Annotated in this window: 15 protein-coding genes; 9 read left to right on the top strand and 6 right to left on the bottom strand. The window is 44.1% G+C overall.

Going from position 1 to position 13,766, the window contains the following annotated elements; translation table 11 throughout:
* Window positions 1-6: 6 nt before the first annotated feature.
* The 6 genes from E7Z59_RS07800 to E7Z59_RS07775 form a co-directional block, all read right to left on the bottom strand.
* Window positions 7-792 (bottom strand): ABC transporter ATP-binding protein, encoded by a 786-nt coding sequence (locus E7Z59_RS07800; RefSeq protein ID WP_136335761.1) that lies wholly within the window; start codon window positions 790-792, stop codon window positions 7-9.
* Window positions 789-1,562, bottom strand: a complete 774-nt coding sequence (locus E7Z59_RS07795; RefSeq protein ID WP_394346652.1) for an MlaE family ABC transporter permease — start codon at window positions 1,560-1,562, stop codon at window positions 789-791. The genes E7Z59_RS07800 and E7Z59_RS07795 overlap by 4 nt, the downstream gene beginning before the upstream one ends.
* 105 nt (window positions 1,563-1,667) lie before the next feature.
* Window positions 1,668-2,711 (bottom strand): response regulator, encoded by a 1,044-nt coding sequence (locus tag E7Z59_RS07790; protein ID WP_136335759.1) that lies wholly within the window; start codon window positions 2,709-2,711, stop codon window positions 1,668-1,670.
* On the bottom strand, window positions 2,708-3,943 hold the full coding sequence (locus E7Z59_RS07785; protein WP_168731255.1) for a PAS domain-containing sensor histidine kinase: 1,236 nt from the start codon (window positions 3,941-3,943) through the stop codon (window positions 2,708-2,710). The genes E7Z59_RS07790 and E7Z59_RS07785 overlap by 4 nt, the downstream gene beginning before the upstream one ends.
* Before the next feature lie 178 nt (window positions 3,944-4,121).
* Window positions 4,122-4,559, bottom strand: coding sequence for a hypothetical protein (locus E7Z59_RS07780; RefSeq protein ID WP_136335757.1), 438 nt, complete (start codon window positions 4,557-4,559; stop codon window positions 4,122-4,124).
* Between the two features lie 21 nt (window positions 4,560-4,580).
* The gene (locus E7Z59_RS07775; protein ID WP_136335756.1) at window positions 4,581-5,021 is read right to left on the bottom strand and encodes an Hsp20/alpha crystallin family protein; all 441 of its coding nucleotides are present in this window, start codon (window positions 5,019-5,021) and stop codon (window positions 4,581-4,583) included.
* A gap of 349 nt (window positions 5,022-5,370) precedes the next feature.
* Between E7Z59_RS07775 and E7Z59_RS07765 the strand changes: the two genes are divergently transcribed.
* The 9 genes from E7Z59_RS07765 (at window position 5,371) to E7Z59_RS07725 (ending at window position 13,685) form a co-directional block, all read left to right on the top strand.
* The gene (locus tag E7Z59_RS07765) at window positions 5,371-5,679 is read left to right on the top strand and encodes a hypothetical protein (RefSeq protein WP_136335755.1); all 309 of its coding nucleotides are present in this window, start codon (window positions 5,371-5,373) and stop codon (window positions 5,677-5,679) included.
* A gap of 79 nt (window positions 5,680-5,758) precedes the next feature.
* Window positions 5,759-8,170 carry a TonB-dependent receptor gene (locus E7Z59_RS07760; protein WP_136335754.1) on the top strand — a complete coding sequence of 804 codons (2,412 nt, stop codon included), beginning with the start codon at window positions 5,759-5,761 and terminating at the stop codon, window positions 8,168-8,170.
* 20 nt (window positions 8,171-8,190) lie between these two features.
* Entirely contained in the window at window positions 8,191-8,736 is a 546-nt protein-coding gene (locus E7Z59_RS07755) for a type 1 periplasmic binding fold superfamily protein (protein ID WP_136335753.1), read from the top strand.
* 151 nt (window positions 8,737-8,887) lie between these two features.
* Complete coding sequence (locus E7Z59_RS07750) at window positions 8,888-9,364, top strand: hypothetical protein (RefSeq protein WP_136335752.1); 477 nt, start codon at window positions 8,888-8,890, stop codon at window positions 9,362-9,364.
* Between the two features lie 48 nt (window positions 9,365-9,412).
* Complete coding sequence (locus E7Z59_RS07745) at window positions 9,413-11,317, top strand: beta-N-acetylhexosaminidase (RefSeq protein ID WP_136335751.1); 1,905 nt, start codon at window positions 9,413-9,415, stop codon at window positions 11,315-11,317.
* Window positions 11,314-11,874: a DUF1643 domain-containing protein gene (locus tag E7Z59_RS07740; protein ID WP_136335750.1), complete on the top strand. Its 561-nt coding sequence runs from the start codon at window positions 11,314-11,316 to the stop codon at window positions 11,872-11,874. The genes E7Z59_RS07745 and E7Z59_RS07740 overlap by 4 nt, the downstream gene beginning before the upstream one ends.
* Window positions 11,875-11,896: 22 nt before the next feature.
* On the top strand, window positions 11,897-12,625 hold the full coding sequence (locus E7Z59_RS07735) for a sulfite exporter TauE/SafE family protein (protein WP_136335749.1): 729 nt from the start codon (window positions 11,897-11,899) through the stop codon (window positions 12,623-12,625).
* Between the two features lie 16 nt (window positions 12,626-12,641).
* Window positions 12,642-13,184, top strand: a complete 543-nt coding sequence (locus E7Z59_RS07730) for a dihydrofolate reductase family protein (protein ID WP_136335748.1) — start codon at window positions 12,642-12,644, stop codon at window positions 13,182-13,184.
* 3 nt (window positions 13,185-13,187) lie between these two features.
* Window positions 13,188-13,685 carry a GyrI-like domain-containing protein gene (locus E7Z59_RS07725; RefSeq protein ID WP_136335747.1) on the top strand — a complete coding sequence of 166 codons (498 nt, stop codon included), beginning with the start codon at window positions 13,188-13,190 and terminating at the stop codon, window positions 13,683-13,685.
* Window positions 13,686-13,766 lie beyond the last annotated feature (81 nt).

Raw genomic sequence — 13,766 nt, 5'->3', positions numbered from 1 at the left:
ACTTACTTATTTAAAAAACGCTCTTACCTTGGGGTCTACCGATTGTGACAACTCCTTAAAGTTGCCTTCAGCATAGTTAATACCATCTACCAAAAGCACCATCCTGTCTGAGATCACCCTGGCACAATCTACATCGTGAGTGATGATCAGGGATGAGGTATTGTATTTTTGCTGTACTTCCTGCATTAGATTAATGATCTCCTTTGATGTTATCGGGTCAAGGCCACTTGTAGGCTCATCATAGAGTATTATTTTGGGTTTCAAGATCAGGGCCCTCGCCAGGGCCACACGTCGTTTCATTCCTCCGGAGAGCTCATTAGGCATAAGATCAACCGTATGTGCCAGTTTTACACTCTCCAGTGCTTCCAGTACCAGGGTCTCGGTATCGGCGTCATTCTTCATACGTGCAGCATGCCTTCTTAACGGAAATTCAAGATTTTCCCTGACGGTCATGGAATCATACAGCGCGCTGCCCTGAAATAAAAACCCTATTTCAGCTCTTAACTGATCAAGGGCAGCACGTTCCAGGTGGGTAAGTTCTTTTCCCAAAATTTTAATACTTCCCCGGTCGGCTTCCATTAAGCCCACTACACATTTGATCATCACAGATTTCCCGGAACCTGATTTTCCCATCACCACCAAACTCTCTCCCTGATACAGGTTCATATTAAAGCCGTTTAATACCTTGTTGGTACCAAAACTTTTGCGCAGATCCTTTATCTCCAAAACACATTCCCGGGTCTCTGCCCCCGCCGTCGAATTCTCCGTATTAAATTCCTTTACCCTGCTCATAGATCGTAAAAAATATCAGTGACCATAACCGCCATAAAATCTAAAATGAACAGTAATAAAGATGACACTACTACGGCCGTATTTGCTGCAACCCCCACTCCGGCAGTTCCTTTAGAACAATTATACCCTTTATAACACCCCACCACTCCGATAGCCAATCCAAAAAAGAAGGATTTGAAAGTAGATGGCAGAAGATCACCAAAGGCCAGGGCATCAAACACCTGATTAAAATAGAGTTGAAAAGAAACATCTCCCTTGATATTTTCTACCAGGTATGAACCGTATAAGGCCAGGGCATCTCCAAAAAATACGAGGAGAGGCAACATGAAAATACACGCCATCACCCGGGTGACTACCAAATATTTAAACGGATTGGTTCCCGAGACCTCCATGGCATCGATCTGTTCGGTAACCCGCATCGATCCTAATTCGGCCCCTATTCCCGAACCGATCCTCCCCGCACAGATCAGGGCAGTCAATACAGGGCCCACCTCACGTACGATGGTTAACCCAACCATGGAAGGCATCCATGATACTGCTCCAAACTCGATCAGGGTTGGTCTCGATTGCATGGTAAACACCATACCGATAATAAAACCGGTAATGCCGACAAGGGTAAGGGAACGATTCCCCACATTATAACACTGCTTAAAAAATTCTGACCACTCGAACGGAGGTCGAAAACCCTCTCTGAAGAACCTGGCTGTGAACCGTGACAGGTCACCTACCTCATCAAAGAAGGAACCCACCCGATCTCTTATTTGTAACAAACTATCCACGAATCAAATACAGCCTGTATTAAAATTACAATAAATAAAAAACTTACAGGATATTTACCCCCTGCTACATAAATAAAGGGTTGAAGCGCAAGGATATCATATCCTTTTCAGACCTTCTACATCAAGTACCTTAATATTTCTTCCTTTGGAAGTGATCAGTCCTTCATTTTTAAATTCCGTAAGGGCACGAATAAAACTTTCCGGTGCGATCCCTGCCACACTGGCAAGGTCAGACCTTGAAATATAGATACCCTCTCCGGGTTTTGGCTGTAATTGACTGAGAAACTGCAAAATGGAAGACGCCGCCTTCTTACGAACAGTACCGTAAGCCATTTGAAGCAAACGCTCTTTATAAGAGATGATGTCTGATGATAACAGATCAATGATGGCCAGGGTCAGGTGGTGATTTTTCAGCAGAATATCGGACATGATCTCTTTTGGCACTGCAAACAGGGAGCAGGATTTAATAGCAATGGCCGACTCCCGGTAGGGCGTAGTTTCCATCAGGGAGGTATATCCGAAAAAATCACCTTCCCGATAGACCTTATTGATCAGCTCGTGTCCGGACTCATCCATGGTAATGGTCTTCACCATACCGTCTCTGATCAGGTATACATAGTTGGAATGATTACCCTCTTCGTAGACATGATTTTTTGATCTTAATTCAACGATCTCTCCATGCCCGGCAAACCAGGATCTCAGATTCTCCAGGTCTTGTATGGCAGGCGTTTCATTTCCGGGCCCTTCCTCTTCTTCCTTTTTTCGAAGTATCTCGACCCTGGCAATACGGTTCTCAATAGCACTGATGAGCTCAGTTTCTTCAAATGGTTTGGGAATATAGTCATCGGCTCCCAGATCCATGCCTTTTCTCACATCAGAGCGGTCTGATTTGGCCGACATGTATATGAAGGGAATTTTTCTGGTATCGTTTTCATGAGAAAGCTTTTCAAGGACCTGGTACCCGTCCATTCCCGGCATCATGATATCACAGACGATCACATCCGGATGTACCTCATGAGCAAGGTCTACCCCTTTTCTGCCTTCTTCTGCAGCATAAACACGGTAGTTATAGATCTCCAGCAATTCGGTAATGTTCTCCCGAAGCTGGTCATCATCCTCTATCAAAAGTACTTTTTTCATTGCTGTAATGCTTCAGGGATCATGATGGTAAAAACCGTACCCTCTCCTTCCCTGCTGTTAAAGAATATATGTCCGCCAAGGTTGTGTAAATGTTTCCTGGCCATGTTCAGCCCGATACCTGTTCCTTTCAGATTTTGGACATTGGAGGCCCGGAAATAGCGGGAAAAGATGTATTGCTGTTCCTCCTGGGGTATCCCCACCCCTTTATCTGCCACCTGTATTTTCAATAACCCCTGATCGTTCAGGCGTTCTACATTCAAAAGAATATCCCCTTTACTATTTGAATATTTAATGGCATTGTTCAATACGTTCGACAAGATCAGGTTTAACACTACTTTATCCTGAAACATATGAACCTTTTCATCCGGTAAATTCACCTCCAGGTGCTGACCTGCTTTGAGTAAATGTTTGCTTTCTTCGGTAACCTCCTGCAACAATTCACTGAGCCAGAATTCAGAGTAACGATAATTTTCCCTTCCTGATCCCAGCCGTTCTACGGCAAGAAAATCATTCAACAGGGCATCCAGGTGCTGTACCTTGCGCTTAATACTTTCCAGATGTTTAATACGTCTTTCCTGCTGATCTGTCTCTTTATACTTTTCGATAAGCATGGCAGAGGTGAGTATGCCGCTCAGGGGAGTTTTAAACTCGTGAGATACCATTTGCATAAAACTCGTTTTTATGGCATTGAGCTCTTTTTCCCGCCTGAGGGCCTCACGTACCTTATTTTCGGCTACTTCCCTTTTTTCACATTCCCTTGTAAGATTTTCGATCGAATCATTTAATTGCCGGGTGCGCTGCTGCACCATAGTCTCCAACTCCTGGTTGAGTTTCTCTATAGATCTTTCTTTCTCGTATTTATGAGTCACATCAAGTACCAAACCAACAATAAAGAATGATTCATCTGTTTTTACGGGGGTAAGACCTACTTCAAGGGGTATTAGGTGTCCTTGCTTATGCCGGCCGTATAGCACTCTTCCACTGGCCATTCGGCGTAGGGAATGGTCCTGAAGAAAGCCTTTAAAATGTTGCCGGTGTTCTTTTCGCTTCACTTCGGGAATGAGCAGTTCAAAGTCCTTCCCTTCCACCTCCTCTTTGTTATACCCAAAAATATTAAGCAGGGTATTATTAACTGCGAGGACAGACTGGTCTTCGTCAACCACCAACACCCCTTCTGAGATAGAGTTGGTAAGCACATCAAAAATCTCCTGATAAGCAATAAACCCAGACATACTTAAATTTACAATTTTACCCATTAGGAACTACCGGTACATTTAAAAAGAGACACTTAACAACAGGTTAGGAACCAAATGGAATCGGGCTTTCCTCCAAGCCAAAATAGTCCTTCATCGATCGGTATCATTACCATTTGGTTCCTTTTCTAAAATCCTGTATTCACATAAATAAGTATTAGGGGGTCAAGCTCTTTTGCTTTTGTTCTTTTATTACCTCTGAAACCTCTTTAAAAAGGCGCTTTTTATAATCCATAAATTCTTTTCTCAGCTTCCTGACAGCCCTGGCCACTTCAAAGTGCTCTGTTTCCAGCGCTCTTTCCTTAGCTTCAGGATGAACCATTTCGATCAGGTTGATCAGGTGATCGTGATGCTCATTTACCCGCTGTTTCATCAGGATGATCTCATTCGCAATAATTTTTCGCTCCCTGAGCAGCAGCTTTTCCTGTTCAAAATCTTTCACAGCCAGGGCCAAAAAGTAATTTCTTAGCATTTCTGCGAAAAATGCCATCTCGTCATCCATAAACTCCATTTCTGAGAGCCAATCGGTTGCATCCTGATGCATAACCCTCGCCGTTTGATGATCTAGTTCCTTCGTTCTATTTCCTGTATTCATCTTTCCTCCAATTCTTTTATCTCAACTTACATGAACCCTGCGCACACTTTTTTCATCGGGAACGGTTTGTTTTTGTACCGTGATCACTAACAACCCGTCCTTGTAATTCGCCTTGATAGCATCTTCTTTCACATTTTCCGGCAGCAATACCGAACGTTTAAACTGTTCAAAACTGAATTCCTTCCTTCTGTATTGATCCTTGGTTTCTTCTGTGCTATCCTCCTTCTCCATTTCGATCACCAGGTAACCGTTCTCTACAGTAATCTTGAAATCATCCCGATGCTTCCCGGGGATAGCCAGCTCCAGCTCATAGTACTCATCACCTTCCCTGATATTCATTGCAGGTTGCCTGAGTACCGCCCTATTTTGCCATTCTTCCGGCAAAAGGCCTTCTGTTGAAAAGAGGTCCGTGAGCTCTTCAGCAAACCACGGCCGCCTTCTTTTAAATCTTACCAATGACATAACCTGATATTTTAATTTGAACTTATGAACCCTAAGTTAAATCCCTCTATCCTTTTAAAAAATGATATAGGTCACCTTCAGGGAGTTATGGGGTTATGAGGTAAAAGGGCGAAGAGGCGAAGGAGTTAAGGGTTAAGGAAGTATTTAATTTTCAACCATATCACCACATCCTCAAATTGCCCTCGCGCCACCTGGCCACTACTTCCCTACTTCCCTACTTCCCTACTTCCCTACTTCCCCATATCCCTACTTCCCCATATCCCTACTTCCCCATATCCCCATATCCCTATCTTTCTATTTTTATTTTCTTTAACATTCTCCTGCATATTTTATTTATAGGTTTGTAGTAATGTACGTTAAAAAGGCGCATAGCATTCTTGCAGTAATTTTTCTTACTGCCTTCCTTTCAGCTCAATTTGCTGTATATCACACCTTTTCACATGATAGTGACAGCATAGAGACCTGTAAGGTATGTGATGAAGCTATTACCTTTGGAGATACTCCGGTATTGCTTTTTGATGGGGCTCCCCTGGAAGAGCTCATTGTTTTACCTCCTATTCAAAAGGTAAGCAACAACAGCTACCAGGCTCCACTTACCGATTCAGATTATCAGGAGTATATCTACTCCCGTCCTCCTCCTTCCGTGCTTCAGGCCTAACCCATTTCTTTTTCAGATCGTTGAAGCACCCCAAAATCAAGGTGCTCTGTTCGTGGTATAAAATCTTATAACCTTTTACATGAGATATCTTTCTCTGCTCATTGCAGTACTTCTGTTTAATTATCAATCCTTACACGCCCAAACCTGCGAAAGGATCCTGATCGGTGAGGTCGTGGACTTTCATGACGGACGGCCTCTTTTTGGAGCGATCATCACCGTTGAAGGCATGGAGGAGTCAGCTGTTACCGACTTTAACGGAAAGTTCACCCTGAAAGGATTGTGTGATGGTCGTATCACCCTAAGGGTCTCACATCCTGATTGTGAGAATATCACCACCGAAGTAGACATCCAGGGTGACACCTTTGAACGCTTCAGGTTGGAGCATCATATGGAAGAGTTAGGGGAAGTGGTTGTTACTGAGTCCAGGATCATTAAGGAAACTAAAACAGCCCAGGAACAGTTGATCAATAAGGCAACCCTGGAACGTTACAGCGGACAAAATCTCGGTGATGCTCTTAAGGAGCTCAGCGGGGTATCTACCTTAAACACGGGGAATACCATTGTAAAACCGGTCATCCAGGGGTTGCACAGCAGCCGTGTGGTACTCATGAACAACGGGGTGCGCATGCAGGACCAGGAATGGGGTTCAGAACATGCCCCCAACCTTGATCTAAACAGTATTTCCAGGCTTTCTGTGGTTAAAGGATCTGCTGCCCTCAAATACGGAGGCGATGCCATTGGAGGGATCATCATTGCTAACCCGGAAAGAGTAGTCCTGAAAGACACCTTATACGGCAATATCATCCTCACCGGTGCTACTAATGGTCGAGGAGGTGCCCTCACCTCTTCCCTGGTTAAAGGGTACCGAAGCGGCTGGTATGCAAAAGTACAGGGAAGCCTGAAACGGTATGGCGATTTTGAAGCTCCAAACTATGTTCTTAGCAATACGGGAGTTTTCGAGAAAGGACTTACCGGGGCTGTAGGTTACCGTAGTTTAGGCTTCGGAGTAGAAACCTTTTACAGCTATTACAACAATGAGATCGGTATTCTACGGGCCTCCCATATCGGAAATGTAGATGACCTGGTGCGAGCTCTTAACAGTGAAGAACCTCTGGTGATCAGGGATCACACCTATGAAATTCTGGCACCAAAACAGGATGTACAACATCACCTGGCCAAGGTCAACCTATTCAAAAGAGTGGAAGGCCTTGGACGATGGAACCTGCAATATGATTTTCAAAAAAACAACCGCCTCGAATTCGATATCCGTCGGGGAGAAGACAATAAAGACAGACCATCTCTTGATCTGACCCTTACCACCCATACCCTGAATACTGATTTTGAGTTTGATGCCAATCGGGATTTCAACCTGAATACAGGGCTAAGGGCTATGGCTCAAACCAATTTCCCAAATCCTTCCACGGGGGTACGAAGACTTATTCCCGACTATGACCGTTGGGATCTCGGTGGATTTGTAACCGCTGATTATCGTTTAAATAGTTCCTGGTTAATTGAGGCTGGTATACGTTACGATTTTACTCGTATGGACGCCCAGAAATTTTATGATCTCGAAGACTGGCAGGGAGAAGGTTATGATGTGGAATATCCTGAATTTGAACGGGAGGTTTCCGGTAACCAGATCCTGGTGAATCCGGTATTTGATTACCATAACTTTTCCGGGGTCATTGGCACCAATTACAGCATAGGTGATTATCGATTACTGTTAAACTATTCCATGGCTTCCCGGGCACCCAACCCGTCAGAGCTGTTTAGTGACGGCTTGCATCACTCTGCTGCGGCTATAGAGACCGGTGGGTTGGATATAAGTTCAGAGGTCTCTCATAAAATTTCTGCTTCTTTTGAAAAACGAAGGGGGATGTTCCGTTTCAACCTCGCTCCCTTTATCAGCCATATCAATGGTTTCATACAATTAGAGCCCAGGGGACTTGAACAAACCATCCGCGGGGCCTTTCCGGTTTGGAAATACCGTCAAACCGATGCGAATATGCTTGGGATAGATATTGATGTTGACCTTGAATACACCGGACAGTTGAGCAGTGCTCACAGTTTCTCTTATGTGTATGGAGAAGATCTTGAACGCGAGGTGCCACTAATGGATATTCCGGCAGCGAACTTCAGCAATCGACTCTCCTATCAACTTACCGGGTTTCACAACCTGAATGTAAACCTTCGAAGCGATTACGTTTTCGAGCAGGTCAACTTCCCGGACAACAACTTTGATATTAACATTATAGAGAATGGAGAACAGGTACTCACTACCGTAGACCTGAGTACCCCTCCCCCGGCCTATCATTTGCTGGGGATGGACATATCTATGGACTTTGATCTCAGCCCTGAATCAGGATTAAGGTTAACGCTGATAGGAAGTAATCTCCTGAATACCGAATACCGCGATTATCTAAACAGGCAACGCTTCTATGCAGATAACCTGGGAAGAAATATACAATTACAATTAAAATTCAATTATTAAATCAAACATTTAAAATAGTCATGAAAAAGTTCTTTAAACCAGCAATTTTAGCACTGTCAATTATTACATTAACCGCTTGTTCCAGCGATGATGACACTCCGGACCAAATCAATGAAGAAGAGGTGATCAACCAGGTTGTTCTGACCATTACAGAAACCGGCACCACCAATACCGAAACCTATGAATGGAATGAAGGTACAGGAGCCTCAGCAAATATTGTCATAGACGCCGGGAAATCGTATGAAGCTACCGTTGGTTTTTTTGATAATTCGGACCCTGCCAATAAAGAAGATATTACCGAGGAAGTAATAGCAGAGGCCGATGAGCACCAGGTGTTTTATGAGGTAGCCTCCAATACCCTGACCATTACTTCTGCAGCTAATGATATAGAAGACAATGCAGGAAATCCTATCGGGATCAATACCGTATGGAGCGGTACTGGAACAACACAGACCAGTGTGGTTATTTACCTCGTTCATGAGCCCACTTCAAAAACGGGGGAAACCAGAGATGACCTGGGTGGAGAAACAGATGTACAGGTAAGTTTTCCTGTAGTGGTAAACTAATTGCAGATCGTGATTAAAAACAGAAAACCGGCTAATGCCGGTTTTTTTTGTTGGTTGCCCTGCCATGCCCTTTAGTACATTCCAAGAGGGTATAAAAGACCCGGTTTGGTCAAATTTTGTGTACTTTTAAAAAACAAACCAAGCCATTTTCATGACAGGTCTTCTATATAAAACCTTAAAAAACTTAGTAATCGTCAAACGGTTTAGATTATTTATTGCCCTCATCTTATTTGTAACGGGTATTTCCTGCAAAGACAGTGATGATTCTGAAGTCTCTTGTGATAATGTTGTCTGTACAGAGGATTTTCGAACCATGACTATTACCATCACCTATGATAACGGTGATCCTGTTGCTCTGGATGATTTTAGCGTTATCATATCCGAATCAGGGCAAGATATAACCGGTTCCTATTCGGACGGAGAACTCGAATGGTATAGAAATAACGGAATCTACCCTGTTATTGACGACTCCTACAGCGATGAATTCAGAAACACCACTGTATTTCTTAAATTTTCGGGATCTGTCAATGGGGAAATTGTTGTTCAACGTTCCATCGTTGCCGGTGCCGACTGCTGTCATGTATATTTAAAGGATGATAACCTGACCATCAACATTCCCCGGGGATAAGCTTCATAGCTTCCGCTCTCCCTTAATTCTATTAATTAACAGACCAACATGAAACCTCTGCATACCTGCCTGATCATCATCATAAGTCTTACCATAAGCAATTCGTTATGGGCAAATGAATTTTCAACGGTTTTTCCAATTCCCAAAAAGATGGAACACCATGATGGCAAGGGCATAGACTCTGTAGCCTTAAAAGCACTGAAAACGATGGTCCTGCCAATGCATACCTTGTTACAAGAGGAGATGGAGGCCGAGTGGTTATTAGATAGCAATGAGACCCCGGCCAAGCTCAGGATTCTTATTTCACTTGACACCACGCTGAAAGATCAGGGATATCATTTAAAAGTGTACAATGATTCCATTGACATCAGGGCTGCAGACCGTTCCGGGATCTTTTATGCCTGGCAAACTCTGAAGCAGCTGAGCTCTGTTAAACAGGGACTCGAACAAGCTATCACGATAGAAGATCATCCTGATTTCAAACGTAGGGGGTATATGCTCGATATCAGCCGCGATAAGGTGCCCACAATGAGCGGGCTATATACATTGATCGACCGGCTTGCTGCGTTAAAATACAACGAACTTCAATTGTATACCGAACATACTTTTGCTTATAAAGATCACAAGCAGGTCTGGCAAGATGCCAGCCCCATGACCCCGGAAGAAATAAGAAAGCTTGACGCCTATTGCCAACTGCGAAATATTGACCTGGTACCCAACCAGAATTCTTTTGGCCATATGGAGCGCTGGCTGGAGCACGACAGCTATCTGCACCTGGCGGAATGTCCTGAAAATTGCAATACCATCTGGGGGCTTCGAAAGCGACATTCGCTGGATCCGACCAACCCGGGATCGCTCGAATTGATGCAGTCATTATATGCCGAACTGCTGCCCAACTTCAGCAGTGACTATTTCAACATTGGGTGCGATGAAACCATCGAACTCGGACTCGGCCGTTCGGCGGAAGAATGCCGGAAATCAGGAAAAGGAAGGGTTTATCTGGATTACCTTAAAAAATTACATAGGGCGGCCACAAGCCACGGCAAAAAAGTACAGTTCTGGGGAGATATCATTCTCAATCATCCGGAACTCATCGATGACTTACCCCAAGATATTACTGCCTTGGTTTGGGGTTATAGCGCTACGTACCCCTTCGATAAGAACTTACCCAAATTTCAAAAGGCCGGCATCTCCTATTATGTGTGTCCCGGAACATCTACCTGGAGGTCTTTGATCGGGAGAAATCAGAATGGGTTTGAAAACCTTCGAAATGCAGCCACCAATGGCATTACCTATGGAGCTGATGGTTTCCTGCTTACCGACTGGGGCGATCACGGCCACTGGCAACCGGCGGTGATCAGTATACCTTCCATCATCATGGCCTCCTCTTTGTCCTGGAATACCGGAGCAGATCCGGAGCCCGGCCTGGATTCCTGGATGGATATCCACATTTTTAAAGACCCTTCCGGGCAGTTTAGCAAGGCCATGCTTCAATTAGGAAATGCATACACCCAAACAGGGGTTCCGGGTGGAAATGCTAATATCTTTCACCTGATGCTGCATCGCTTTGCCTGGTCATTAAAGGGAAACTACCAAACCAAAGAAATGAACCTGAAGGGACTTTCAAGAGCAGAGCAAGAGATCAAAAAAGCCCTTGAAATCCTTCAGAACTCCAAACCGCAAACCATAGATAGTGAGCTGTTGCGGGATGAATTAAAACTCGCTTCTTCTCTTGCCTTGCATGCCATCAGGCTGGGAAAAGAAAGATTAAAAGTTCCCGGGGGTGATGTAGGCAGTATTGATGAAACCACAAGGCAAGAATTATCAGATGAACTGGGTCAGCTTATCACAGAACACCGAAGACTGTGGACCAAACGAAACCGACCCGGCGGTCTTGAGGATTCAGCTCAAAAACTGAAGGATGTAAAAAACCATTACACAGAATCCAAATGACATCGGGTACCTGGATATACGAAAGATCGCCTTCCAACCGGTTTCGGTATGCCCTTGGATATCCCGGTAAAAATATGCTGGGGGTCATCGGGGCAAATCCCAGCACAGCTGCCCCGGGCCATCCGGACAGAACTGTAACGCGCATAGAGAAATTCAGCAAGTACTGGGGCTATGACGGCTGGGTGATCTTTAATTTAAGTCCGCGAATCGCTACCCATCCCAATACCCTTCCTGCCCATTTATCATCAACAGTGAACAAGTATAATCTAACCTTGATCGCACAAGTACTAAAACAATACCCTATACGCAGACTTTGGGCAGCCTGGGGAGATATTATAGAAAAAAGAGCGTATCTGTATAAAAGTTGCCGGCAAATCTCAGGGATCTCTGAGTGTACAACCCTCGAATGGCTTCAACTCCAGCCACACACAAAAAAAGGGCACCCCAGGCATCCGCTTTATGCCTCGTCCAAAAGTACCCTAATGAGTTTCAATATTTCAACGTACAGCTCTCACCTTAAATCCGGTCTAAGCAGCGAAAATAAACCCTATCTTTAGGTAGTAATTTGATAGAATTCCTATGCGCATTGAATACATCTTCCTGGTACTGGCACTTCTTGCAGAGATCCTGGGTACCATAGGTGGTTTCGGTTCGTCGGTATTCTTTGTACCTCTGGGCAACTTCTATTTCGACTTCTACTCGGTTTTGGGAATGACGGCCATATTTCACTTCTCCAGTAACCTGAGCAAGATATTCCTGTTTAAGAAAGGATTAGACAAAACCCTTTTGGTTTACCTGGGCGTCCCTGCCGTGATATTTGTTATTGCAGGCGGATTTCTCTCAAAATACCTGGATGGAAGAATCCTTGAGATCATACTTGGTATCTTCCTCGTGTCATTAAGCCTGTTGTTTCTGATCAAGAAAAACCTGGTTATTACGCCCGACAAGCCCAGATCTGTAGCCGGGGGTGCACTTTCAGGCCTTACGGCCGGACTCCTCGGAACGGGAGGAGCTATAAGAGGTATTACCATGGCGGCCTTTAACCTGGAGAAAAGTGTATTCATTGCCACCTCTGCCATGATCGACTTTATGGTCGATCTCAGTCGTACCTTCGTGTACTACAGCAATGGTTATATAGGCAAGCAGGAATTGATCTACCTGCCTTTTTTATTCGCTATCGGGATTGCAGGTACATGGATAGGCAAAAAGATCCTACATTATATTTCACAGGAAAATTTCAAAAAATTCTCCCTGATACTCATCCTGATCATAGGATTGGTAAGTATTGGTAAAGTATTATTAGTATGAATAAAAAACGGCACTTATGAAAAACGTTATTCTCTATGTGGCAAGCTCTTTAGATGGTTATGTTGCCACCCCGGATCACGGAGTTAAATGGCTGGAAACCCTTGAAAATCCAGATGGCACCGACTATGGATACCAGGATTTCATTGCGGGAATCGATACCATAATCATGGGGCGCAAATCGTATGAGGTTGTACGAAATTTTGATATGGCCTGGCCTTATGCCGATAAACAGGTCTATATAGTATCCCGACAACATGATCTTGTAATAGATACTCCTAATACTCAATTACTCAAAGGAGACCTGTTGGAAGAGATCGAAAAATTAAAAAACGTTTGGGGCGATAAGAACATCTGGTTACTGGGAGGTGGCCTTACGACAAGGTCTCTTTTGGAACATCAATGTATTGAAGAGCTGATGTTGTTTACAGCTCCGGTTCTTTTGGGAGAAGGGATACCCCTCTTTCCTGCTTCAAAAATGAAGATAAAACTCTCCTTGATCGATCATAAAGCTTATCCTTCTGGAATGACATTTAACCATTATCGAATCATTAAGGAATAAATCATGACCCCTGTTAGATTACAAACCATTGCCGCCTATAAGATGTTCGGAATACGCACTCTTACCACCCTTACCGAGTTAGATCCGTCTATAACCTGGAAAACATTCATGCCCCTGGTAAAACACCTGCATCCCTTCAGGGCTGATGAAAATCTATACGCCATTCAAAAGTATACCGCCCCCAAGGATTCTTCGTCTATAGACCCTGGGCAGCCTTTTGAGTTTTGGGCTGCTGTTCGTCTTGATGAAAACCCTGATGAATTACCAGGTAAGATGGAAGAATGTAAAGTAGACGAAGGTCTTTACGCCGTTTTTATTCACAAAGGATCTGTGCACACCATCCAAAAAACTATGGAAGTAATCATGAATGACTGGCTGCCAGGATCGGGATATGAAACTGATGACCGCCATCACCTGCAGGTTATGGCGCCCCATTATAAAGGGCCTATGCACCCGGAAGCCGAAGAAGAAGTGTGGATCCCGGTGAGGAAAATAGCATAACCAAAGGAGCCTTAACGTCTTTTTTCTTACACAATAAATCCATAATTTCCTAATTTTCACTATTTTAGAAGTTTAAACACC

The organism is Robertkochia marina (assembly GCF_004799345.1).
Taxonomy (GTDB): domain Bacteria; phylum Bacteroidota; class Bacteroidia; order Flavobacteriales; family Flavobacteriaceae; genus Robertkochia; species Robertkochia marina.
The sequence above is the reverse complement of the archived record's forward strand: the minus strand, read 5'-3'. Positions and strand labels throughout refer to the sequence as shown.